The organism is Mumia xiangluensis, from assembly GCF_010994095.1.
GTDB lineage: Bacteria > Actinomycetota > Actinomycetes > Propionibacteriales > Nocardioidaceae > Mumia > Mumia xiangluensis.
The window spans coordinates 575144-599665 of the sequence record NZ_WJYO01000001.1 but is presented as its reverse complement, the minus strand read 5'-3'; the positions used below and the strand labels follow the sequence as shown (position 1 = coordinate 599665).

Annotated in this window: 19 protein-coding genes; 7 read left to right on the top strand and 12 right to left on the bottom strand. The window is 70.6% G+C overall.

Going from position 1 to position 24522, the window contains the following annotated elements:
- Window positions 1–47 precede the first annotated feature (47 nt).
- Entirely contained in the window at window positions 48–1829 is a 1782-nt protein-coding gene (murJ, locus tag GH747_RS02705) for a murein biosynthesis integral membrane protein MurJ (RefSeq protein ID WP_149768014.1), read from the bottom strand.
- Window positions 1826–3973 carry a DUF6049 family protein gene (locus tag GH747_RS02700; RefSeq protein WP_149768012.1) on the bottom strand — a complete coding sequence of 716 codons (2148 nt, stop codon included), beginning with the start codon at window positions 3971–3973 and terminating at the stop codon, window positions 1826–1828. The genes murJ and GH747_RS02700 overlap by 4 nt, the downstream gene beginning before the upstream one ends.
- 60 nt (window positions 3974–4033) lie before the next feature.
- Between GH747_RS02700 and GH747_RS02695 the strand changes: the two genes are divergently transcribed.
- Together GH747_RS02695 and GH747_RS02690 are read left to right on the top strand one after the other, a co-directional pair.
- Entirely contained in the window at window positions 4034–5488 is a 1455-nt protein-coding gene (locus tag GH747_RS02695) for a CCA tRNA nucleotidyltransferase (protein WP_149768010.1), read from the top strand.
- 382 nt (window positions 5489–5870) lie between these two features.
- Window positions 5871–6566, top strand: a complete 696-nt coding sequence (locus tag GH747_RS02690) for a M15 family metallopeptidase (protein ID WP_163695258.1) — start codon at window positions 5871–5873, stop codon at window positions 6564–6566.
- Between the two features lie 22 nt (window positions 6567–6588).
- Here the strand turns inward: GH747_RS02690 and GH747_RS02685 are convergent, their stop codons facing one another.
- The 4 genes from GH747_RS02685 to GH747_RS02670 all read right to left on the bottom strand — a co-directional run bounded on the left by GH747_RS02685 (window position 6589) and on the right by GH747_RS02670 (window position 10084).
- Window positions 6589–7713: an MFS transporter gene (locus tag GH747_RS02685; RefSeq protein WP_149768007.1), complete on the bottom strand. Its 1125-nt coding sequence runs from the start codon at window positions 7711–7713 to the stop codon at window positions 6589–6591.
- Between the two features lie 37 nt (window positions 7714–7750).
- Window positions 7751–8212, bottom strand: coding sequence for an aromatic ring-opening dioxygenase LigA (locus tag GH747_RS02680; RefSeq protein ID WP_149768006.1), 462 nt, complete (start codon window positions 8210–8212; stop codon window positions 7751–7753).
- A gap of 133 nt (window positions 8213–8345) precedes the next feature.
- Window positions 8346–9437: an inositol-3-phosphate synthase gene (locus tag GH747_RS02675; protein ID WP_149768004.1), complete on the bottom strand. Its 1092-nt coding sequence runs from the start codon at window positions 9435–9437 to the stop codon at window positions 8346–8348.
- Window positions 9438–9457: 20 nt separating this feature from the next.
- On the bottom strand, window positions 9458–10084 hold the full coding sequence (locus GH747_RS02670) for a PadR family transcriptional regulator (protein WP_149768002.1): 627 nt from the start codon (window positions 10082–10084) through the stop codon (window positions 9458–9460).
- Window positions 10085–10316: 232 nt separating this feature from the next.
- Between GH747_RS02670 and GH747_RS02665 the strand changes: the two genes are divergently transcribed.
- Window positions 10317–12620: a transglycosylase domain-containing protein gene (locus GH747_RS02665; protein WP_149768000.1), complete on the top strand. Its 2304-nt coding sequence runs from the start codon at window positions 10317–10319 to the stop codon at window positions 12618–12620.
- Window positions 12621–12673: 53 nt separating this feature from the next.
- Window positions 12674–14050, top strand: coding sequence for a hypothetical protein (locus GH747_RS02660; protein ID WP_149767998.1), 1377 nt, complete (start codon window positions 12674–12676; stop codon window positions 14048–14050).
- On the opposite strand, the gene GH747_RS02655 is transcribed toward GH747_RS02660, so the two are convergent.
- Window positions 13982–14935 carry a helix-turn-helix transcriptional regulator gene (locus GH747_RS02655; protein WP_149767996.1) on the bottom strand — a complete coding sequence of 318 codons (954 nt, stop codon included), beginning with the start codon at window positions 14933–14935 and terminating at the stop codon, window positions 13982–13984. The two genes, GH747_RS02660 and GH747_RS02655, sit on opposite strands and share 69 nt — an antisense overlap.
- Before the next feature lie 61 nt (window positions 14936–14996).
- Between GH747_RS02655 and GH747_RS02650 the strand changes: the two genes are divergently transcribed.
- Window positions 14997–16127, top strand: a complete 1131-nt coding sequence (locus GH747_RS02650; RefSeq protein WP_149767994.1) for an epoxide hydrolase family protein — start codon at window positions 14997–14999, stop codon at window positions 16125–16127.
- 47 nt (window positions 16128–16174) lie between these two features.
- Here GH747_RS02650 and GH747_RS02645 read toward each other — a convergent pair whose 3' ends face one another.
- From GH747_RS02645 to GH747_RS02630, 4 genes are all read right to left on the bottom strand, one after another.
- The gene (locus GH747_RS02645) at window positions 16175–17239 is read right to left on the bottom strand and encodes an alanine racemase (RefSeq protein WP_149767992.1); all 1065 of its coding nucleotides are present in this window, start codon (window positions 17237–17239) and stop codon (window positions 16175–16177) included.
- Between the two features lie 53 nt (window positions 17240–17292).
- Window positions 17293–18435 carry a lipid II:glycine glycyltransferase FemX gene (locus tag GH747_RS02640; protein WP_149767990.1) on the bottom strand — a complete coding sequence of 381 codons (1143 nt, stop codon included), beginning with the start codon at window positions 18433–18435 and terminating at the stop codon, window positions 17293–17295.
- Window positions 18436–18523: 88 nt separating this feature from the next.
- On the bottom strand, window positions 18524–19021 hold the full coding sequence (locus tag GH747_RS02635; protein ID WP_149767988.1) for an HNH endonuclease: 498 nt from the start codon (window positions 19019–19021) through the stop codon (window positions 18524–18526).
- A gap of 151 nt (window positions 19022–19172) precedes the next feature.
- Window positions 19173–20165 carry a pirin family protein gene (locus GH747_RS02630; protein WP_149767986.1) on the bottom strand — a complete coding sequence of 331 codons (993 nt, stop codon included), beginning with the start codon at window positions 20163–20165 and terminating at the stop codon, window positions 19173–19175.
- A gap of 155 nt (window positions 20166–20320) precedes the next feature.
- On the opposite strand from GH747_RS02630, the gene GH747_RS02625 reads away from it, so the two are divergent.
- Window positions 20321–21124: an ABC transporter ATP-binding protein gene (locus tag GH747_RS02625; protein WP_149767984.1), complete on the top strand. Its 804-nt coding sequence runs from the start codon at window positions 20321–20323 to the stop codon at window positions 21122–21124.
- Window positions 21124–23658 carry an ABC transporter permease gene (locus GH747_RS02620; protein WP_149767982.1) on the top strand — a complete coding sequence of 845 codons (2535 nt, stop codon included), beginning with the start codon at window positions 21124–21126 and terminating at the stop codon, window positions 23656–23658. Before GH747_RS02625 ends, GH747_RS02620 begins: the two co-directional genes overlap by 1 nt.
- Before the next feature lie 83 nt (window positions 23659–23741).
- Here GH747_RS02620 and GH747_RS02615 read toward each other — a convergent pair whose 3' ends face one another.
- Entirely contained in the window at window positions 23742–24449 is a 708-nt protein-coding gene (locus GH747_RS02615; RefSeq protein ID WP_149767980.1) for a ZIP family metal transporter, read from the bottom strand.
- Window positions 24450–24522: the final 73 nt, after the last annotated feature.

Here is a 24522-nt window from a genome sequence, read left to right as displayed (position 1 = left end):
ATCCAGGTGCGGCGCCCGCCCGGGAGCGGCTGCCGAAACAGGTCCGGTCAGCGTCGGGCGATGGTACGGAGGACCGTGGTGACCTCACGGATCCGGAGCAGGAACGCCATGACGAGGAAGGCTGCAGCGCCGAGGCCGCCGAAGACGACCAGCGTGACCAGCGCCGTGACCTTGTCGTCGCCATCGAGGCCGAGTGGTTCCGCGAGCAGGTTGCCGCACGCGAGGATGACGGCCCCTGCGACCAGGCAGGCGGGGACCAGCCGCGCCAGGAACCCGAGCGCGCTCCAGTCCAGCACCGGTCCGATCCGGAAGGACAGCACGGTGATCGCGAGCAACGAGCCGACGAGGTACGCGCAGCCGTACGCGATGGCGAGCACCGAGGAGATGGCCTGCGGATCGACGCGCGTCGCGAACGCGACCGCCAGCGCGATGTTCACCGTCGCGAGCACGAGCTGGAGGAAGAACGGCGTGCGCGTGTCCTCGAGGGCGTAGAAGCCCCGCAGGCTCATGTAGTGCAGCGAGAAGAAGATGATCGCGGGCGCGAAGGCGGCGATCGTCGTCGACACGGCTTCCGTCCGGCCCTCCATCGCGCCCCACGAGGCCACGAGGGTGCCGAGCGGCTCGGACAGCGCGAACACCGCGACGGCGATGGGTGCGAGGAGCGCCAGCACGAGCCGGATGTTGCTCTGGATCTCCGAGCGCATCGCGCGGAGGTCGCCCTGCGCCGCGAGGCGTGAGATCAGCGGCATCGTGGCGGTCACGAGGGACACCGTGATGACGCCGTGCGGGACCTGCGTGATCAGGAACGCGCTGGCGTAGACGGTGGTGCCCGCAGGGTCGGCGTCGCCGTCGGCGAGCGCGAGCAGGCCGGCGCTCGTGCTGATCCGGGTGATCACGACGAACATGACCTGGTTCACCAGGATGAACGCCAGGGTCCAAGCGCCGAGCTTCAGCGTGTGGCCGAGTCCGACGCCGCGGAAGTCGAACCTCGGACGGTAGTGGAACCCGGCAGCGCGCAGGTACGGGACCAGCACCAGCGCCTGGACCGCGATGCCGACCGTGGACCCGACACCGAGCAGGATCTCCTGGCCGCTCGTGAAGCCGTCGGAGCCGTTGCTGCTCCCGTAGACGACGATGTACGTGACGAGGATCGCGCAGGAGATCAGGTTGTTGGCGATCGGCGCCCACATCATCGGGCCGAACCGTCCGCGCGAGTTCAGGATCTGGCCGACCAGGACGAACGCACCGTAGAAGAACACCTGCGGCAGGCAGTAGCGCATGAGCGCGTACGCGGACGAGAGCGCGTCCTCGTTGCCCGGGTCGAAGAGCCGGTGGTCGAACACGAGCCGCACCAGCAGCGGCGTGGCGATCACCAGCACGACCGTCGCGATGCCGAGCACCAGCAGGCCGAGGGTGACGATGCGCTGGGCGTACGCCTCACCGCCGTCGCTGTCGTTCTTCATGGCCCGCACCAGCTGAGGCACGAGGACGACGTTGAAGATGCCGCCGGCGACGAGGATGTAGAGGGCGTTCGGGATCGTGTTCGCGCCGGTGAAGATGTCGGCGTTCAGCGACGACCCGATCGCAGCGAAGATCAGGGCGGATCGGACGAACCCCGAGATGCGGGAAACGATCGTGCCCGCCGCCATGAGGACGCTCGCGGACAGCAGCCCCGTGGACGTGCGGCGTACGGCTTCAGCGACGGCCTCGCTGGTCTCGCTCACCTCCGCGGTGGCGTCGGGAGCCTCGGCCGCCAGAGGGGCTGCCATCGTCGTCGCGTTCCGTGCGGCACGGCGGCGGTCGCGCCGTGACTGCCGGTGCTTGCTCATGCGTCGTCTCCGAGGTCGGCCTCGGCCGGGACAGCGGCGGCGCGTGCCTTGACGACGCGCCTGACGATCGCCACGACCACGAGGAGCAGCGCCAGACCGAGGAAGAACCAGATGATGCGGCCGACGACGCTGGAGCGGAGCGTGAATGCCGCGCCCTCCCCGAACAGGGAACCCTCCGCGGTCGCCAGCGTCGCGACGAACGTCGTCGTCGTCGCCTGGCCCACGTCTGCCGACACGGTGAGCGTGACGCTCTGTCCGGCGGGGATCTCCTGCGGGGCGATGTCCTCGATGCGGGCGGCCGCGTCGTCGGCGGTGAAGTGCACGCCGACCGTGACCGGCGACGTGAGCTCGTTCGTGATCGTCACCGGGAAGCGACCCGACGAGCCGGACAGCGTGACGAAGGAGGAGGTGGACACGCTCACGCGCTCGAGGATCCGCGACACGGACGCGGCCTGTTCCTCGGCGTGCTGGACGCCACGGGTGCGGGCCGCCCGCCAGTCCTGCGACGTCGCGAGCGCGGCGCTCTGCTGGTAGAAGACGTCACGCCGCTCGTCGTCGCCGAGGATCTCGCTGACCACGCTGCCGGAGCCAACGATGCGCGCAGCAGCAGCGACCTGGTCGCCGTCGATCGGACGCTGGTTCGCCTTCGCCGGCAGCCTGACCCGCCCTTCCCACGCCGCGGCCCTGTCGCCGAGCTGCGCGTCAGCGGTGACGGGGTTGATCCACGGCGCGTCGAAGAGGGTCGGGAAGCGCGCACGCGCCCACTCGTTGCCGGGATCGAAGCTCGGGTCAGGGACGACGACGACGGTGCGCGACCCGTGACCGAGCGCCGCGAGCGTGGCTCGCGCGGCGACCCGCTGCCGCAGCACGAGGGTCGGGTTGGAGCCGGCGGACTCGGGCGCCAGGGTCGGGTCGACGACGACGAGGTCCGCCGGCTTGTCGGCGATCGGTGTACTGAGCGCAGTGCTGTCGGCGCGCGTCCAGCCGGGAAGCACCTCAGGGGAGACGAGGAACGCGGTGGCGCCGAGCCGGCGTGCGCCGTTGATCCTGTTCGCGTTGGTGATGCCGTTCGGCGACCACGAGACGATCCGGGCGGACAGGTCGAACTGCGCGAGCGTCGCGGCCGTCGCCGCCTGCGCCGCCTCGACGACAACCTTGCCGCTCTCGCCGGCGCTTCGACGCGTGAGAGCGGCGGTGTCCGGGCGCCCGTACGGGAGGGCCCACACCGCATGGCTCCGCGCGTACGCGACGAGCTCGGTCAGGAAGACCTGGACCCGCCCGGCCGCGGTGGACTCGTCCACGACCGCGGAAGGCGTGTACGCGGCGGTGCCCCCTGGAGCGTTGTCGCGCGCCGGGCCGTACGAGCCGTTCGCGAGGTCGCGCAGGGCGTCGAGCAACGCGGGGTCGATCAGCACAGTGCTCGGGGCCGACACGTCGGCGCGCGCGAGGTCGAGCATCCGGCGGAGCCGCCCGCCCGGCGACACGGACTGCACGAGCGCGGGGGTCCCGACGTAGCGGTTGCGCGCGTCGCGCTGGATCGGCGCGATGAACGGCCAGACCATCGACACCCGGGTCGACGCCGTGCGCTCGTCGGCGACGTACGGGACGACGGTGTACGCCCGTCCGACCGCGTCAGGCGACCTGGCTCCGTCGCCGCCGGTGGCGAGCACATGGACCCCGACGGGATAGACCCCGGCCGTCGTCACGGGGAGCTCGGTCGCGGGGACCTCCAGCTGGAAGGTCGTGGTGTCTCCAGGTTGGAGGTCGCCGGCCTCGACCACGACACCCGGCGAGGTGAGCCGCGTGCCGGTGACGTCCGCGCTCGGCTCGGCGAGTGCCGCATCGACGGCTGCAGCGTCGGTCAGCGGGACAGACGGCATCACGAGGTGCACGCGAAGCCGGCTCCAGGCCTGCGACGACGGGTTGCTCACCCGCCCGCTCACGACGAGGGTGTCCCCGGTGCCGAGCGCGACAGGTGTCAGCGCGTCGATCGTGACCGCGAGGCGGTCGGCGTCGGCAGCCCCGGCGGGCGCACCTGCAGAGGGGACGAGCGTCGCGACGACAGCAGCCAGCAGGGTCGCCACGACCACCCGAGCCGTACGTCGGCGCGCAGGGCGGGAGGGGCGTACTTCGGCGCGTGTCATCGGGGCAATGCTAGAGCGAGGCGCAACGTGCCCGGAGCAGCCCACGTAGACTGGGGGGTCATGGCCACCGCCTCCCCTTCCTCTGCACTGCGTGATCCCGGCGCTGCACTGTCCGACCTCCTGCGCACCGCCCCGGCGGTCGTCGACCTGGCGGAGCGCTTCCACGCGGCGGGCCAGACCTTGGCGCTGGTGGGAGGGCCCGTCCGCGACGCCGTCCTCGGTCGGCCGTGCAACGACTGGGACCTCACGACGTCGGCGCATCCCGACGACGTCGACGCGCTGCTGAGCGGCTGGGCGGACGCCACCTGGGACGTGGGCCGCGACTACGGCACGATCGCTGCTCGCAAGGGTGACCTCCACATCGAGATCACGACGTACCGCGACGAGCAGTACGACCCTGCCTCACGCAAGCCGCAGGTGAAGTACGGCACCTCGCTCGACGGTGACCTGTCCCGACGCGACTTCACCGTGAACGCGATGGCGTACGACCTCGCGACCGGGACCTTCGTCGACCCGTTCGGCGGGCTGGCGGACCTCGAGGTGCAGGTGCTGCGGACCCCGGTCGCAGCCACTCAGTCGTTCGACGACGACCCGTTGCGGATGATGCGCGCGGCGCGGTTCGTGTCCCAGCTGGGCTTCACCGCCGTCCAGGAGGTCGTCGACGCGATGCGCGCCATGGCCGAGCGGATCACGATCGTGTCGGCCGAGCGGGTCCGCGACGAGCTGGACAAGACGCTGCTCGGGCGTCACCCCCGCGCAGGCCTCACGCTGCTCGTCGACACCGGCATCGCGGCGTACGTCCTGCCCGAGCTGCCGGCGCTCCGGCTCGAGCGTGACGAGCACCACCGTCACAAGGACGTGTACGACCACTCGCTGACGGTTCTCGAGCAGGCCATCGCCCTGGAGGAGCGCCTTCCCGGCAAGGGCCCGGACCTGATCATCCGTCTCGCGGCGCTGCTGCACGACATCGGCAAGCCGCGCACGCGCCGCTTCCTCGAGGACGGCACCGTCACCTTCCACCACCACGACGCGGTCGGCGCCAAGCTCACCCGCAAGCGGCTGCGCGCGCTGCGCTACTCCAACGACGTGGTCGACGACGTCTCCACGCTGGTCGAGCTGCACCTGCGGTTCCACGGGTACGGCACCGGCGAGTGGACCGACTCCGCGGTGCGTCGTTACGTCCGCGACGCGGGCGACCAGCTCGACCGGCTCCACGTCCTGACGCGGGCGGACTCGACGACCCGCAACCGCCGCAAGGCCGAGCGGCTCCAGCGCACCTACGACGACCTCGAGGCGAGGATCGCGGCGCTGGCCGAGGCCGAGGAGCTCGACCGGATGCGCCCCGACCTCGACGGCAACCAGATCATGGAGATCCTCGGAGTCGGTCCCGGCAAGCAGGTCGGCGAGGCGTACCGGTTCTTGCTCGACCTCCGCCTGGACCGCGGCCCGCTCGGTGAGGAGTCGGCCCGCGAAGCCCTGCTCGCCTGGTGGGCGGCGCGCGACGCGGACGCGTGATGCCTGCCGCCGGAGTGTGGCCGAGGTCCCGCCGGCGTCGCTAGGGTGATCGCCAGCGGGGGCTGACGAGAGGACCACGGTGGCGGGACGGCGCAGCGCGTCGACCAGTGCCGAGCCTGCGACCCCGCACGCCGGCACCGGGTCCACCGTGCCTGCACGGCGTACGCCGACACCCGCGGGCGGTCGACGTGCGACGCCCGCCGGTGGCCGCAGAGCCACGCCTGCCGGTGGCCGCAGAGCCACGACCGCCGGTGGCCGCAGCCCGATGACGGCGGGCGGTCGACGCGCGACGCCGCCGGGAGGCCGCCGGGCTACGACCCCGACCGACCGCGTGACCGCGACGACGTCCACCGACCGCGCCACGGACCGGTCGACGAGCACCGTGTCCCGGAGAGCGTGGCTGTCACGTCGCCGCCTCGCCGCCGCGACGGTACTCGTCACCCTCGTGGCGCTCGCCGTGCCCGCCGCACTCCATGTGCAGGGGAAGCGCCAGGCCGCGGCCGAGGCTGCCGCCCTCGCACGCCAGATCACCGCCGAGGTCGACCGCCGGGCCGAGCGCGAGAGCACCGAGCTGCGCGCGAGCCGGAGCCTCAGCACGTCTGGGCGAGCGATGGCGGAGCGGATGCGCATCCTCACCGACTGCGACTCGACGGGTGACCAGCCCTCCGGTCCCAACGGGAGGCTGCCGGCCTCCGCGCTCTGCGCGATCCCGGGGTCGGGGATGCTGTTGCGCGCCGACGCGGCGGAGGCGTGGGCAAGCCTCCAGGAAGCCTTCAAGGAGACCTTCGGACGCTATCCGTGCGTCAACAACGGCTACCGGACGTACGCGCAGCAGGCGTCGATGCACGCGGGGAACCCCAGCATGGTCGCGCCTCCAGGGACGAGCAACCATGGGCTCGGGCTCGCGCTCGACCTCTGCACGGCGAGTGACGGTGTCGCGGGGACGAGCGCCTGGGACTGGATGGATGCGCACGCGCCCGACTTCGGGTGGGCGCTGCCGTCGTGGGCGCGCCCGGGTGGCTCCCGGCCGGAGCCGTGGCACTGGGAGTACGTCGCGTCCGGCGACCGCGTCTCGTGAGCAGGCACGTCGTCGGCCGGGCTCACAGCACCAGCACGGTCGCCGCGCCCGCGACGTACGCGAGATTGTTCATCACGTCGTAGAGCACGAACGTCCGGCCGAGGTACGCCTCGTCGACCGTGCGCTGGACAGCGGTGTCCGTACGGATCTTCCACGCCTGGTGGACGACGCCGAACGCGAACGCCTGGAGCCACCACGCCCACGTCGCGCCGCCACCGAGCGCCCACGCACCGGTGACGACGACCGCGCCTCCCACGCCGGTGAGGACGACCCACCGGGCCAGACCGGCGGCGCGCGCGGCGAACGGTGTGGTCACGGCGCCCACGACGAACCCGACCGCCACCCCGGTCGCCACCAGCGCGGCTGCGGCGTCGTCACCGTCGGCCGCGGTCGCCGAGAACGCGAGGAGCGTGAACCCGCCGTACGCCACGCGGAGCAGGCCGAACGAGCCGAGCGCCACCACCGCCGTACGACGGGTGCGCAGGTGGGCGGCAGCGTCCACGAGGTCACGGACGACGTCCCGGGGCTGCGGTGGGTGCGTCCCGGCGTCGGGTCCGAGGGTGAGCCGACCGAAGCCGTGGGCGACCACGACGGCGGCGAGGCCCGCGACCGCGCCGGCACCCAGGACCACCGACGACGACGCGTCCTGGGCGATGAGGGTCGCACCGATCCCGATGCCGCACGCGTGGGCTCCGGCACCGAGCGTCGGTCCGAGCGTGTTCGCGTCGACCAGGCGGTCCGCCGAGACGACGTGCGGGACGGACGCCGACAGGCCAGCGAGGATGAGGCGGGCAAGCCCGAGCGCCACGAGGACCAAGGCGTACACCGGCCACGTCGCCCGCTCCGAGGTCGCCCACGCGAGGACACCGACCATCGCGATGACCGCCGTCCTCAGCACCTGAGCCCACACCAGGATGTCTCGCCGGGGCCAGCGGTCGAGCACCAGCGAGACGAACGGCGCGAGGACGCTGAACGGCACGAGCACCAGGACCAGGACCGCCACGAACCGCTCCGGCGAGCGCTGGGCCTCGGGGGAGAGCAGCACCAGCCACACCAGACCGGCCTGGAACAGACCGTCGCTCACCTGGGCCGCGACCCGGACGCCGAGCAGCCGGACGAAGCCCGGGGTCCACAAGGTCACGCGCACCCGGCCACTATCGCAGCGGCCCGGGCGGGCGCGGTGGCTACTCCACGGTCGGCGCGGGCTCGGCGCGACGGCTCGGCGACAACCGGACCAGCGCCCACCCGACGAGGAGGAACACGATCCCGAGGCCGACCACCAGTGCGGACACCCCGAACGCGACGACCGAGGTGAACAAGGAGGCGCGCAGGAACGATGCATCCATCACGACCTCGCGACGCGGATCGTCCTGCTCGAGCTCCGCGTACGTGTTGCCGTCGGCAGCCTCCTCCGCGTGCTGCTGGATGATGTCGGCCTGCCAGTACGCCGACCACGGACCGTTGACGTCGTCGCCGGCGGCGAAGCGGGCATCGTCGGACACCGTGATCTTCTCGTCGGCGAGCGTCTGGCTCACCAGGGTGTACGTCGTCGCCCCGGCGATGACCATCACCACACCGGCGATGGCGATGAGGATGCCGAGGCCCTTCGCGGAGCGTCGGTCGGTGGACTCGCTGATCGTGCTCATCGTTGTCCTCCGTGTCGGTGGATCCCGAGACCGTGCCAACAACGTAGCGGGACCGGGTCGAGCCCGCCCGGGACGCACGAACGGCGCGGACCCCGACCAGGGGGCCCGCGCCGAACGTGTGAGGGAGGAGGGGTCAGCGCTCCTCAGTGCCCTCGATGAACGCCTCGAGCTTCGCACGACCGAGGTCGTCCGGACGCTGCACCGGCGGCGACTTCATCAGGTACGACGACGCCGAGATGAGCGCACCACCGATGCCGCGGTCCTTGGCGATCTTCGCCGCACGGATCGCGTCGATGATGATGCCGGCGGAGTTCGGGGAGTCCCAGACCTCGAGCTTGTACTCGAGGCTGAGGGGGACGTCGCCGAACGCGCGGCCCTCGAGGCGGACGTACGCCCACTTGCGGTCGTCGAGCCACTGCACGTAGTCCGACGGGCCGATGTGGACGTTCTTGTCCTCGATCTTGCCGGCGAGCGGACCGTTGAGGTTCGAGGTGACGGCCTGGGTCTTCGAGACCTTCTTGGACTCGAGGCGATCACGCTCGAGCATGTTCTTGAAGTCCATGTTGCCGCCGACGTTGAGCTGGTACGTACGGTCCAGCGTCACGCCGCGGTCCTCGAACAGCTTGGCCATCACGCGGTGGGTGATGGTCGCGCCGACCTGGCTCTTGATGTCGTCGCCGATGATCGGGACGCCGGCGTCCTCGAACTTCTTGGCCCACTCCGGGTCCGACGCGATGAACACGGGCAGTGCGTTGACGAAGGCGACGCCCGCGTCGATCGCGCACTGCGCGTAGAACTTGTCGGCCTGCTCCGAGCCCACCGGGAGGTAGGAGACGAGCACGTCGGCCTTCGTGTCCTTGAGGACGGCGACGATGTCGACCGGCTCTGCGTCGGACTGCTCGATGGTCTGCAGGTAGTACTTCCCGAGGCCGTCGAGCGTGTGCCCACGCTGCACCGTCACGCCGGTCAGCGGCACGTCGGCGATCTTGATGGTGTTGTTCTCGCTGGCCTGCGTCGCCTCCGAGAGGTCGAAGCCGACCTTCTTGGCGTCGACGTCGAACGCCGCGACGAACTCGATGTCCTTGACGTGGTAGTCGCCGAACTGGACGTGCATCAGACCGGGCACGGTGCCCTCGGGATCCGCGTCCTTGTAGTACTCGACGCCCTGGATCAACGACGTGGCGCAGTTGCCCACGCCGACGATCGCTACGCGTACCGAACCCATAGGGTTCCTCCTCCTCGGGGTCATTGACCCCGTCTATCGTCTTGACCGCCGCCTGTGGGCGGGTTCTTGGTGTTCGCCTGAGCCTGAGGGTCACCCGGCTGGCGGCCGGACCGTTCGGCGTCGATCAGCCCCGTCAGCCAACGCACCTCGCGTTCGACCGACTCGAGACCATGGCGTTGCAGCTCCAACGTGTACGCGTCCAGCCGCTCCCGGCGTCGCTGGGTGGCCGTACGCACCTTGTCGAGCCGCTCCTCGAGGCGACTCCGTCGTCCCTCGAGGATTCGCACACGAGTCCGGGAGTCGGTGCGCGAGAAGAATGCGAAGTGGATGCCGAAGCTCTCGTCCTCCCAGGAGGACGGTCCCGGTGCTGCAAGCAGGTCGGCGAAGTGCTCTTTGCCCTCGGCGGTGAGCCGGTAGACGATCTTGCCGCGCCTGCCGCGCGAGGCCGGGACGTCGGCAGGCTCGTCGGCCACGATGTAGCCCTGCTTGCCGAGCGCCTTGAGGCAGGGGTAGAGCGTGCCGTACGACAGCACCCGCCCCCAACCGAGCAAGGCGTTGAGCTCCTTGCGCAGCTCGTAGCCGTGCATCGGCGTGTCGTGGAGCAGCCCGAGTACAGCGAATTCGAGTGCGGCACCGCGCTTGGCCACGACGACCTCCTCCACGATTCTCCGTCGACGGGCGGCGTTGGCCCGTCGTCTAGATATATCGTTGCGATACATCTAATCGCTGTCAAATGTCGGCCTCCCGCACGTGGGGGTTTTGGATCGACCCCGCGATTCGGCACACTTGCACGCGGGTCATGCGCCGCAGCGTGATCCTGAAGGCCTGCCCGTGACCCGGTCAGGAATCCCCCCGCAGCAACCCAGAGGAGTACGACGCGTGACTGACCAGTCGCACGGCGGACCCGTGACGCCCCGATCCAGGAAGGCCGAGCCGTCCCGAGGCCCCCGCTCACGCAAGGCGGAGAAGCCCGGCAAGGGACGCGACGCCGGCGACGCCGAGAAGCCCAAGAAGCCTCTGTGGCGACGCGTCGTGAAGTGGGGTCTCATCACCGGTGTGGTGATGTTCGTCCTCGGGATCGCGGGGCTGTACTTCGCCTACCGTGCGGTGTCGATCCCCGACGCCAACGCCGAGTTCCTCACGCAGACCACGAAGGTCTACTACTCCGACGGCAAGCACAAGATCGGCGAGTTCCAGACCCAGAACCGCACGTCGATCGCCTTCGACGAGATGCCGGACACGATCAAGCAGGCCGTCATCGCCGCGGAGGACCGCAGCTTCGAGACCAACCAGGGTCTCGACTTCAAGGGCATCGCCCGCGCGCTGCGTGACAACGCCACCACCAGCTCGACGTCGGGCGGGTCCACGATCACGCAGCAGTACGTGAAGGTGCTCTACCTCACACAGGACCGCACCTGGAGCCGCAAGGCCAAGGAGGCGATCCTCTCGATCAAGGTCCACAACCAGATGTCGAAGGACGAGATCCTCGAGGGCTACCTCAACACGATCTACTTCGGCAACGGCGCGTACGGCATCGAGGCCGCGTCCCAGACCTACTTCGGCCACAAGGCCGCCAAGCTCACCGTTCCGCAGTCCGCGATGCTGTCGTCGGTCATCAACAACCCGAGCGCGTTCGACCCGTACGACGAGAGCGACCACGAGCGGTTGATGGCTCGCTACACCTACGTCCTCGACGGCATGCGCCAGGCCGGCAACATCACCGACGAGGAGTTCGCCGCGTACTCCGCCGAGCTCCCGAAGGTCGAGAAGCAGCGCCAGAACAACCGGTTCGGCGGCGCGAAGGGCTTCCTGCTCCGTGTCACCGAGCAGCAGCTCGAGAACAAGGGCTTCAGCGACGCCAAGATCACCGGCGGCGGTCTCAAGGTCGTGACGACGTTCGACTACGACGCGCAGCGCGCCGCGGTCGAGACCGTCAAGGAGATGAAGCCCGAGGGCCTGAAGCAGCTCAACGTCGCCCTCTCGGCCGTGGAGCCCGAGACCGGCGCGCTCCGCGCGATGTACGGCGGTCCGAACTACCTCAAGAGCCAGCTCAACTGGGCGATGCTGGGCTCGCAGCCGGGCTCGTCGTTCAAGCCGTTCGCCGTGGCCGCTGCGCTCAGTGACGGCTACAGCCTGAAGACCCAGCTCAACGGCTCGTCCCCGCTCCGCCTGTCCGGCGGCGCGGAGATCGAGAACCAGGGTGACTCCGGCGGTCAGTCGTTCGGCCAGGTGTCCCTCGAGCGCGCCACCGAGAAGTCGATCAACACCGCGTTCGTCGACCTCACGTACGACCTGATGGACGACGGTGGCGAGAAGACGATCGCCGCCGCGCGGGCGGCCGGTGTGTCCAAGGCCGCCGCCGCGCGCTACGACCCGAGCGTCGCGGTCGTCTCCCTCGGCTACGCGCCCGTCCCGAACGTCGACATGGCAGCCGCGTACGCCACGTTCGCGAACAACGGCCAGCAGAACGACTGGTACGTCATCGAGCGGGTCAAGGACGCGAGCGGCGAGGAGCTCTACCGCAACAAGGTCCGGTCGAAGGAGGCGTTCTCCGAGGCGGTCGCCGCGGACGTCACGGCCTCGCTGCAGACGGTCGTCAAGTCCGGCAGCGGGACCAACGCCCGGACGATGTGCCCGACGGCCGGCAAGACCGGGACGGCGACGTTCCAGAAGGTCGAGGGCGGCAAGGAGGTCGGCAGCCCGCACGTGTCCAGCTCGTGGTTCGTCGGCTACACCCCGAAGCTCGCGACCGCAGTGATGTACGTGCGCGGCAAGAACGGCAACGAGGCGCTGAACGGCTACATGCCCACGTTCTACGGCGGCCAGTACCCCGCCAAGACGTTCCAGTCGTTCATGAACAAGGTCGTCGACGGCGACGACTGCGGTGAGTTCCCGCCGCCGGCGAACATCAAGTCGACGAAGGGCAAGACGTACACCCCGCCGACGTCCGAGCCGCCCAAGACGAAGAAGCCCAAGAAGGAGCGCCCGGACCGTCCGACCCGTCCGACGCGCCCGACGCTCCCGTTCCCGACGGAGGAGACGGACACGCCGGAGGATCCGGAGCCGACGATGCCAACCATGCCGACGGACCCGACGGAGCCCACTCCGACCGACGAGACGGACGGACCTGGCAACGGCGGTGGCGGCGGCGGTGGCGGTGGCGGCGGCAACGGCGGCGGCTGACGGTGGGAGAGCCGGCGGGGGGCCGGGTAGCCCCGAACGCGTGGTGGACCCCCTTGCGGATCCTGCTGGCGACGGCGGCGCTCGTGGGGACGCTCGGCCTCGCGACGAAGACCTCGTGCGCGGTCGCCGACGGCCACCGCTGGTTCTCCACGTCGCCCGTCCCGGCAGGCACCTCGTACGCCCGGCTGTGCGCGAGCGAGCTGCCGGGGGAGTACGCCACCACCGGCCTCGCCGAGGGCGTCCTGCCGTGGTCGCGTGACGACGGGCGTTGGCCGGTCAACGCCGTCCCGCTCCCGATCGGTGCTCTGCAGTACGCCTCGGCCTCCGTCGTGCACCTCCTGGCCCAGCCCGACCTCGACGCACGGTCGTCGATGGACGCGGTGCGGGTCGAGGTGGCCGACGACGTACGCCGCGAGGCCGTCGCCTACACCGGCCTCGTCGCGCTGCTGTCCCTCGTCGCGCTGCTCGTGTCGCTGGTCGTGCTGGCCCGGGCCTCGGTGCGTTCCCGCACCCACGACGCGCTTCGCCCGTGGCCTTCCTGGGGTGCGCCGGCCGCTGCGCTGATGCCGCTGGCGGCCTCGCCGCTGGTCGCACTGCTGATCGGTGTCGGCTGGGACCTCGTGGGGGTGGCCCTGATGTCGATCGGGCTCGCGGCGTGGACCGCAGGTCGGGCCCGGACAGCCGGAGTCGTGCTCGGGATCGCCGTCCTCACCGCGTGGTGGCCCCTCGCCGTCCTCCTCCCGCTGATCGCGACGGCGTTGCTCCGGCACGCACGGGCGGCTGGACGGCTGGTGGTCACCAGCGTTCTCACCCTCGTCGTCGGGGGCGCGGTCGCCGCGGTCACGACGTCGGGTGCGGCCGTAGGCACCGGCGTGCAGCGCTGGCTGTACCGCGAGGACGGGGTCGGATCGATCTGGGCGGCACTGCGTGAGATGGGGTTCGACCCTTCACCGCAGGTGGTCGCCGCCATCGTGATCGCCGTGTGCGCGTTCGCCGCGTCGATGACGTTCGTGAGCGCCTCGCGGTCCGGCGACGTCGCGCAGACCGCCCGGTTCGCGTTCGTGCTGCTCGCGGTCATGCTCCTCGTGAGCACGACGTACGCTCCGGGCTACGCGCTGTGGCTGCTCCCGCTGGCCGTCCTCGCCCGTCCCGTGTGGCGGGACCTGCTGGTCTGGCAGGCCGTCGAGGTGTTCCTCGTGGTCGCGACCTGGTGGCACCTCGGTCAGTCCACCCAGCCCGTCGGCGAGGCGACGGACGTCGTGTACGTCGTCGCGATCGCTGCGCACGTCGCGGCGACGATCTGGCTCGCCGTCCGCATGACGCTGGTCGTCGGTGACTCCGGGGCCGACGCGTCGGGCGCCTCAGCCCCCGGCAGCAGCGGCATACCGTCGCCCGAGGAGCCGCACGTGCTCCACGAGCTCCGTCGGTGAGTCGACCGTGAAGTCGAGGCCGAGCATCCCGATGTAGACGGCGAGGATCTCGATGCTGTCCGCGCCGGTGATGAGCACGCTGGTGTGGGCGTCGACGTCCTCGACGACACCGACCGCGTCGTTGATCCGCGCCCGCACCTCGACGGCCGGCGCGGCGACGGTGATCCGCGCGTGGACGGACCATCCCGACGACGCGACGTCGCGCACGACGAAGGTCGTGTAGTCGTCGACGTCCATCGGGCGGGGCTCGAACCGTGGCTGAGGCATCGGGCTGATCTCAGCCCAGTCGACGCGCAGCGCCCGCCACGTCCCCGCCGGGACGACACGGGCGACGAGGTACCACCGGCGCTGCCAGGTGATCACCCGGTACGGCTCGACGTCGAGGCGGCCGCCGTCGTAGGTGAGCCGCAGCCGCTCGTGGTCCCTGATGGCGTCGGCGAGCCGTGACAGCGTGGCCGAGTCGATCTCGGGGTCCTCGACGTTGCTGTCGGTGTTGACCGGCCCGGCACCCACCGTGTCCGTGATCGCCGTGACCCGGCGACTGAGGTGGTGCGGGAGGACCTGCTCGAGCTTGGCGAGCGCGCTGGCGGTGCTCTCCTCGATGCCGGCGATGCCGTGCACCTCCCGCAGCCCGACGGCGACGGCGACGGCCTCGGCGTCGTCGAGCAGGAGCGGGGGCAGCTTGGCGCCGGGCCCGAGTCGGTAGCCGCCGCTCGGTCCCCGCACCCCCTCGATCGGGTAGCCGAGCTCGCGCAGGCGCTCGACGTCGTTGCGCACCGTGCGTGGTGTGACGTCGAGGCGCTCGGCCAGCTCGAGCCCGGACCAGGTCGGGCGTGCCTGGAGCACGGACAGCAGTGCGAGCAGGCGGGCCGACGTCTCCAACATTCTCGAGATCCTGCCAGATATGCGGAACGAACGGTGCCGGAATGCTTCGTACTGTCCTTCTATGAGCACACACGAGAGCACCAGCATCCGTCCCTTCCGCATCGAGGTCCCGCAGGCAGACCTGGACGACCTCGCCGACCGGCTCGCCCGCACGCGTCTCCCGCAGGCGGCGCCCGGCGACGACTGGACCTACGGCGTGCCCAACGCCTACCTCAGCGAGGTCGTCGAGCACTGGCGCACGACCTTCGACTGGCGTGCGGTCGAGGCCCGCCTCAACGCGTACGACCAGTTCCTCACCGAGATCGACGGCCAGACCATCCACTTCCTCCACGTCCGCTCCGCCGAGGAGAACGCGACGCCCCTCCTCCTCGCGCACTCCTACCCGGGGTCCGTCATCGACTTCATCGAGATGATCGATCCGCTGGTCGACCCGGTGGCGCACGGCGGTCGTGCCGAGGACGCGTTCGACGTGGTCGTCCCGTCGATGCCCGGCTTCGGCTTCAGCATCCCCGTCGTCGACCGCGGCTGGTCGATGGACCGGGTCGCGCGGGCGTACGACGTGCTGATGCGGCGCCTGGGGTACGAGTCGTACGGGACGCACGGAAGCGACGGCGGTGCGATGGTGTCGCGCGAGCTCGGTCTCATGGAGCCCGACGGCTTCCTCGGGATGCACGTCCTGCAGCTCTTCTCGTTCCCGACGGGTGCGCCCGGCGAGATGGACGGGTTCGGGCCGAAGGAGTACGCGGCCCTCGAGCACCTGCAGTGGTTCCAGTCGGTCGGCGGCTACAACGCGATCAACGCCTCACGCCCGCAGACCGTCGCCGTCGGCGTCTCTGACTCGCCCGTCGGACAGCTGGCGTGGAACGAGCTGTTCCAGTCGTTCGGCGACGGGACAAGCCTCCTGACCACCGACCAGATCCTCGCCGAGGTCACGCTGGAGTGGCTGACGAACACCTCCGCGACGGTCGGGCGCTACCACTACGAGGAGGCGCACCGCGACGCGAAGCCGGAGGTCAACCACTCCCGTACGGGGGTCGCGGTCTTCGCCGACGACTTCAAGACCATCCGGGCGTTCGCCGATCGCGACAACGACAACATCGTGCACTGGAGCGAGTTCGCCGAGGGTGGCCACTACGCGATGCTCGAGAAGCCGCAGGAGATCGTCGAGGACCTGCGCGCCTTCTTCGCCTGAGGCGCCTGCGGTCCTCGCCGGGCGAGGAAGGCGCGAGGGGCCGGCCGCTAGGGAAGGTCGACGACGTCGAACGTGGTGGTGGTCATGCGTACGTCGAGCTCGACCTCCTCGCCCACCTCGGGGACGGCCGTCCCCGAGGGGACCAGGATCATGCTCGCCTGCATGTGCGGCGGCTCGACGAACCACCGCTGCTTGCCGGCCACCAGGAACGGTGACAGCGCGAGCCCGGCCGCACCGAGGCTGCCCTTCGCGACCGACGTCGCGCGCTGCTTCAGCGTCACCGCGGAGCTGGGAGCCTCGAGCCCGATGCCGTGCGAGGTGCCGCCGGAGACGATGAGGACCGTGCCTCCGACCGGCATCGGCCGCTGGCGGTAGCCGATCCGTTCGCCGCGCTCGACGACGTGGCGGTCGGTCACCACTCCGGTGACGCGGAACGCGCCGCGGTCCCCGAGCCAGAGCGCGGTGCCGACCCGCGGGCGTACGCGGAGACCGGGGCGGCGCTCCGCCAGCGCGCGCACCTCACGGTCGCTCAGGTGCGAGACGGTGAACACCGGCGTCCCGGTGACGCGGGGCGCGAGCTTCGACGCCTCGAACACCGCCGCCCAGCGATCGGCCTCGGCCAGGTTGGCCTCCGACAACGGGAGGTGGATCGAGAAGCCGAGGAGCACCAGGTCACCGAGCTCGTCGGCGACCGACGTCAGCGCGTGCTGGTCGACACCGTGGCGAGCCATCGCGGTCTCGCCCTCGACCACGATCCGCGTGCCCTCGGGCGCCTCGGCACGCATCGGCGCCAGGTCCTCGATGCGGCTCACCGTGTGCACGACGCGCGGGTCGTACATCCGCTCCGGGCGGATCGTGTCGGTCCAGAACGGGCGCCACGGGGTCAGCACGTGCACGTCGCCGCCGAAGCGGGGGAGGACGTCGATCAGCTCGGCGTACGTCCCGACCGCGACGGTGTCCGCGCCCAGCCAGTCCGCTCGTCGTGCGAGCGCCCGGTTGCCGAAGCCGTACCCGTTTCCCTTGATGACCGGGATGATGCCGTCGTACAGCTCTGCCGTGCCTCGCAGGTGCGAGCGCCAGCGCTCTCCGTCGACGTGGAGCGTCAGGGTCATGTCAGCCTTCCTCTTCCCGCATGTGCACCGCCTCTTTCCGCATGTGCACAGCCTCAGCGGCGCTTCATGTACTGCTGGAACGCGAGGTACAGGAGCTTGTTCACCGGTAGGTCCCACTCGCCGGCGTACTCGACGGCCTCGCCGCCGGTGCCGACCTTGAACTGGATGAGTCCGACATGGCTGTCCTCGGGGTCGAGGGTGTCGGTGATGCCGCGCATGTCGTAGACGGCGCAGCCGGCTGCCATCGCGTCGCGGATCATCCGCCACTGGATCGCGTTCGACCCCCGCACCTCGCGCTTGGCGGTGGTCGACGCGCCGTAGGAGTACCAGGCGTGCTGCCCGACGCGGACCATCGTGGTCGCCGCCACCAGGTCGCCCTCGTGGTGCGCGAGGTAGAGGCGCATGCGGTCCGGGTCCTCGCCGTTGAGCGCTTCCCACATGGTGCGGAAGTACGGGAGGGGCCGCGGCGTGAAGTGGTCGCGCTCCGCCGTCTCGGCGTAGATCGTGTGGAACGCGGCGATGTCGTCAGCAGTGCCGAGCGAGACCTCGACGCCGGCCTTGTCGGCCTTCTTGATGTTGCGGCGCCAGAGCTGGTTCATCCCGCGCAGCACGGCCTCCTCGGTACGCGGCGTGCCGTCGGCCTCGACGAGCAGGAGCCAGAAGTTGTACTTCGGCTGGCCGGCGGTGAAGCCGCCCTCACCGATCTGCTCGCGCCATCCCAGGTGCCGGAGCTGGGAGGTGACGGCCGCTGCGCGTCGGTTCGACAGCGTCGCCGGGGCCTGGCCGAGGGTTTCCAGGGCCGGGTCGGCGACCGCCTTCTTGACTGTCGCCGCGTCCCACCGGCGCAGCACGAGAGGCGGGCCCATCCGGACGCCGAACGCGCCCTGGCGCGCCAGGTGCTCGACCATCGGGTCGAGCCAGGCGGACAGTCCGCCAGGTCCCGTCGACGCAGCCGCGAAGTCGATGCTCGGGCCCTCGGGGAGATAGGCGAGGTACTTCGCGACCTTGGGGAGCTTGCGGTACAGCACGAGCCCGGCGCCGACGATCTCTGCTCCGTCGAACCAGCCGATCGACTCGCCCTTCCACTCCGCCTTGACCGCGGACCACGCGGGGGTCTGGAGGAAGCTCGCCGAGGGCAGGGCGTTCAGGTACGCCAGGTGGTCGGCGCTGCTGATCGTACGGACGGTGAGAGGCACGGCCCCGAGGCTACCGGAGCGACGCCACGCACCCTCTGCCCCTGCTGAGGATGCGTGCCAGAGCCGACCTCGGAGGCGGTGCCCCGCCTCAGAGCAACGTCAGCGGCGTCCGGCGCGGGATCGCCGGCGTGACCAGGAGGGTCATGCCTGCCTCGGCCGGCGTGCGGTCGCTCTTGCGGTGGTTGCACCGCAGGCACGCGGCCACGGAGTTCTCCCACGTGAGAAGCCCGCCCCGGGAGCGCGGCAGGATGTGGTCGACCGTCTCGGCGGGCCCACCGCAGTAGCCGCAGTGCTTGTCGCGGGCCTTGACGGCAGCCTTCGTGCACAGCGGGACGCGGGCGTGCACCCAGCGCGTGACGACGTACCGGACGAGGCGGAGCACCTTCGGGAGCGGGAACGGACCGAACCGGGCCTCGGGGTGCGCCTCCTCGACCACGGCGACCTCGCGCACGAGCATCCGGATGGCGTGCCGAAGGGACACCCGCTGCAACGGCTCGTAGCTGGCGTTGAGGACCAGCACGGTCCGCTGACGGCGCGTGCCAGTGGCGTGGTGGGTCACCACCACGGTCTCGGCGACAGCTGTCATGGCACCGCCCCTCTGGCCCACGTCCGACCAGTCTGCGTGCGATCAGCCTAGCCCGTGGAGTCACCTCGACGCGCCTCTGAACAGGTGGCAGGCCGGTGTTTCCTCGGTGAAGTGTCGCCGTCCACCGAGCGCGTCGTGTGCCCCCGGTGGATCAGACCGGTGGACGCTTGCGCGGCATCAGCCGCGTGTGCGGAAGCTCGGGCGCCGGCAGCACCGCGCCGCCCCATGCCTCGGGAAACGGTCCGTACGCGTCGTCGTCGGCATCGGCCGCAGCGTGCACCTGCGCCATCCACTCCGCGCGGAAGCGCACGATCTCCTCGTGGTCGCGCCCGATGAAGTTCCACCACATGACGATCTCCTCGTCGAGCGGCGTGCCGCCGAGGAGGACGACGCGCCCGGCCACGTCACCCGTGCGCAGCACCAGCGTCGTACGCCCGAGGGGGTGGTAGGAGAGTGCCGCTGGTTCCACGTGGAACCCGTCCACCTGGACGGGGCCGAGATCGACGAGAACCCCGTGCTCGTACGACGGGTCGAGCTCGAAGCGCACCTCCGACCCGGCCGGCACGGTGATCTCGGCTCCGACGAGCGGCGAGTAGGTGGTGACGGGTGAGGAGGACCCGGCGAACGATCCCACGAAGGTCCGCACGGTGGCGGGTCCGTGCTGAACCGGCTCGGTCACGTAGTGCTCGAACCCGCGGTCGGCGAACCGCGCTGCTTCGGGGAGTGCCGTCCACAGCTGGACTCCGTGCAGCGTCGTGGTCTCCGACGTCGAGTACTCCGAGTGCGCGATGCCACGGCCCGAGGTCATCAGGTTGACCTCGCCCGCACGGATCCGCTGCACCGACCCGAGCGTGTCCCGATGGTCCACCTCACCGGTGAAGAGCCACGTCACGGTCTGCAGCCCGGTGTGCGGGTGACCGGGCACGGCCATGCCGCCGCTCGACCGGACGTCGTCGGGGCCGTAGTGGTCTGCGAAGCACCATGCACCGATGAGCGACCGCGAGCGTTGCGGGAGCGTACGGCGCACGGTCATCGCCCGCGGGCCGCCCAGCGGCACCAAGCGGGGCTCGAGGACCTCGACGTCGACCTCGGGAGGCCCGGGCGGGCAGGTGATCTCCTGCGGATCGAGCTCGGAGTTGCTCATGGATCAAGTATCGACCCGCCGGGCCAACTCGTCGCCGGCGAGATCAGGGATGTCCCCCATCATCAGCGCTGTTCGCCAGGGGCAAAACCGATGTCGTTCTGACACTGCCGTCACCTAGCGTGGACAAGAAGCCCGCCCTTCTCAGGAGTTCTGCCATGTCTGACGGCCCCACACCCGCCACGACCCGCTCCGTCGCCGCCCGCGCGGTCGACCTTCACAAGACCTACGGCAAGCAAGAGGCGGAGGTGCGCGCGCTCGACGGCGTGAGCCTCGACGTCTACGCCGGCGAGTTCACGGCCGTGATGGGGCCGTCGGGTTCCGGCAAGTCGACCCTCATGCACCTCCTCGCCGCCCTCGACACCGCGACGAGCGGCACCGTCTTCATCGGCGACACCGAGCTCGCGCGCCTCAACGACAAGCAGCTCACCAAGCTGCGGCGCGACGACGTCGGCTTTGTGTTCCAGGCGTTCAACCTCGTGCCGACGCTCACGGCCCAGGAGAACATCCTGCTCCCGCTCTCGATCGCGGGCCGCAAACCCGACCAGGCCTGGTACGACCAGGTGATCGACACCGTCGGACTGCGGGACCGCCTCGGTCACCGGCCCAACGAGATGTCCGGCGGCCAGCAGCAGCGCGTCGCCGCGGCGCGTGCGCTCGTCGGCCGGCCCACGATCGTCTTCGCCGACGAGCCGACCGGCAACCTCGACTCGACCTCCGGCGCCGAGGTCCTGAAGTTCCTCCAGCACAGCGTCCGCGAGCTCGGCCAGACCATCGTGATGGTGACGCACGACCCGGTCGCAGCCTCGTACACGGACCGGGTGGTCTTCCTCGCCGACGGCAAGGTCGTCGACGAGATGCAGGCGCCGACGCCCGAGAAGATCCTCGAGCGCATGGCCGCCATCCAGACCCGCGCCATGGACGCCGCCGCCGAGCGCTCCCTCGAGGGTGGGGCAGCCTGATGCTGCGCGTGACCCTGCGCAACCTGCTGGCGCGCAAGGTGCGCCTGCTGATGAGCGCGTTCGCGATCGTGCTCGGCGTCGCGTTCGTCGCCGGCACGCTGATCTTCACCGACACGATGAGCAAGTCCTTCGACGGGATCGTCGAGGGTTCGACGCCTGACGTGACGGTCCGACCGGAGGGCACCGGCAGCTGGGACCAGGCCCCGAGCGCTGACACGCGCACGATTCCCGCATCGCTGGTCGACGAGCTCGGTGAGCTGTCGGGAGCCGAGCGTGCCGACGGGAGCGTGCAGAGCCAGTCGCTGACCCTGGTGGGCTCCGACGGCAAGCTGGTCACCGGCTTCGGGCCGCCGACGCTCTCGTTCAACTACGACGACGCGCCGGCGATGACCGGGGAGCCGGCGGTGGTGATCGCCGAGGGCAGGGAGCCGTCCGCGGCCGGCGAGGTCGCGATCGACGCGACGAGCGCCGAGAAGGGCGGCTACGAGATCGGCGACACCGTCACGCTCGTGTCGACCGGGGACCAGCCACGCCTCGAGGTGGAGCTCGTCGGGCTGGCCGAGTTCGGTGGCGGGTCGATGGCGGGCGCCTCGCTGGTGCTGTTCGACACCGCGTACGCCCAGGAGCTGTTCCTGGACGGCAAGGACGTCTTCAATCAGGTCGCCCTGACGACCGCCGACGGCGTGACGCAGCAGGAGCTCGCGTACGAGGCCGACCAGATCCTGCCCGACGGGTTCGAGGCGGTGACGGGTGACGCTGCGGCGGCGCAGACGGAGGACCTCATCGGCGAGATCCTCGGCTTCCTGACGACCATCCTGCTCGTGTTCGCGAGCATCGCGATCATCGTCGGCACCTTCCTCATCGTCAACACGTTCTCGATCCTCGTCGCGCAGCGCAGCCGTGAGCTCGCCCTGCTGCGGGCGCTCGGCGCGTCGCGTCGGCAGGTGAGCCGGTCGGTGCTGATCGAGGCCCTGATCGTCGGGCTCGTCGGGTCGACGCTGGGCGTGCTGCTCGGCATCGGGCTCGCGCAGGGTCTGACAGCCCTGTTCAAGAGCTTCGGGCTCGACGTCAGCGAGACGCCGCTGGTGATCGCGCCGCGGACCTGGATCGTCGGGTACGTCGTCGGCGTGCTCGTCACGCTCGTCGCCGCCTACCTCCCCGCACGCCGTGCCGCGCGGGTGGCGCCGGTCGCGGCGATGCGCGACGACGTGGCGCTGCCGGAGTCCTCGATGCGGCTGCGCATGCTGTTCGGGGCGATCCTCGTGGTCATCGGCGCCGGGCTGCTGTGGCTCGGGCTGAGCGGCGTGGACAACGGCGCCTGGTACGTCGGTGGCGGCGCGTTCTCGATCCTCATCGGGGTGTCGCTGATGAGCCCGCTGCTCAGCCACCCGGTGCTCGTCACGATCGGCGGGCTCTACCGCCCGTTCGGCCTGGTCGGCCGGATGGCCACCCAGAACGCCCTGCGCAACCCTCGCCGCACGGCAGCGACGGCGTCGGCGCTGATGATCGGCCTGACGCTGGTGACGACGATGAGCATCCTCGGCTCGTCGGTCAACAAGTCCGTGGACGTCGGCGTGAAGAAGGAGTTCACCACCGACTTCCTCCTCACGAACCCGGTCGGCGCCCCGTTCTCCACGGCGATCGCCGACCAGATCCGTGAGATCGACGGCGTCGGTGACGTGGTCGAGACGCAGTTCGTCCCGGCGCGGATCGACGACAACGCGTTCGCCGCCGTGACGGCGACCGACCCGCCTCGGTTGTTCGACATGTTCGATCTCGACGCGACGGTCGACGACCTCGCGGCGGACGAGATCGCGGTGCGTGAGGACAAGGCCGACGACCTCGGTCTCGAGGTCGGCGACGCGATGACCGTCGAGACACAGTCCGGCAAGTACGAGCTGGCGGTCGCGGGGACCTACCCGGAGACCAACGTGACCACCGAGTACCTCACGTCGTTCGCCTTCGTCGACCTGGTGAAGCTGACCCGCGAGGACTCGTTCGTCGCCGTCAACGCGGCGCCCGGGTCGAGCGCCTCCGAGATCGAAGAGCCCGTACGCGACGTGGTGGCCGACATCCCGACGGTGGTCGTGCAGACCCAGCAGGAGTTCATCGACTCCCAGCGCGAGCAGATCAACGGGATCTTGATGCTCATCAACGCCCTGCTCGGGCTGGCGATCGTGATCGCCGCGCTCGGCATCGTCAACACGCTCGCCCTGAGCGTGATCGAGCGGACCCGCGAGGTCGGGTTGCTCCGCGCGGTCGGGATGAGCCGACGGCAGCTACGTCGGATGGTGCGGCTGGAGGCGGTCGCGATCGCGGTCCTCGGCGCCGTCCTCGGCATCGCGATGGGCCTCGTCTTCGGCACCGTGCTCCAGCGGGTGCTCGACGACGAGGGCATCACCGAGCTGTCGATCCCGGTGGGCACGCTCGTCGTCTACGTCGTGATCGCCGCCGTGGTGGGCGTGCTCGCGGCAGTGTTCCCGGCGCTGCGCGCGTCGCGGCTGAACGTGCTGCGGGCCATCTCCACCGAGTAGTGAGCAACGGCGATGCGCCTCGGCCCCTCGGGGTCTGGGCGCATCGTCGTCGTTGCGCGGTCGTCGGTGCGCGCGGTCGCAGGTCAGCCCGTGAGCGAGAGTGCCGCAGCGACCGCGAAGCCGACGACGGCGGCGAGGCCCGCCTTCTCGTGGATCTTGGCCTGGGCCTCGGGGATCATCGCTCCCACGAGCATCACCAGGAGCGCCCCGGCCGCGAACCCGTCGACGACCCCGACGAACGGACCGGCGGTGACCTCCGCCGCGGCGTACCCGCCCGCGGTCGCCAGCAGGCAGACCACCGCGACCGCGCTCCAGAGCAGGAGGACGTGCCGCGCGGGCGAGCCAGCCTTGCGCATGTCGGTCGCCGATCCGACCGCCTCCGGGAGGTTGGACACGAAGATCGCCACCAGCAGCGCCACGCTGACTCCGCCGCCCTCGGCGATGCCGATGCCGAGCACCGCCTGCTCGGGGATCCCGTCGAGGAAAGCGCCGAGCGCGAGCGGCAGACCCGCAGCGCCACCAGCAGCACGTCCGCCGACCCGTTCGACCATCCTGTCCGAGACGTAGAAGACGACGGCCCCGAACGCCAGCCCGAAGGCGAGAGCGAGCCCGCCGCCGACCTCGAGCCCTTCCTGGAACAGCTCGTACGAGATGCTGGAGATCAGCGCGCCCGCGCCGAAGCCGAGCACCGTGCCGACGACCGCGTCGCTCCACTGGCGCACGACGCCGAGGACGGCACCGATCAGCAGCGACGACGCCGCGACCGTGCCCCACAGAAGTGCTGTGCCCACGGACGCGATCATCCTCACTTCCGGGCCGAACGGCGATTTGGGGTGCCACGAGGCCTCCGGATAGACTCTCCTG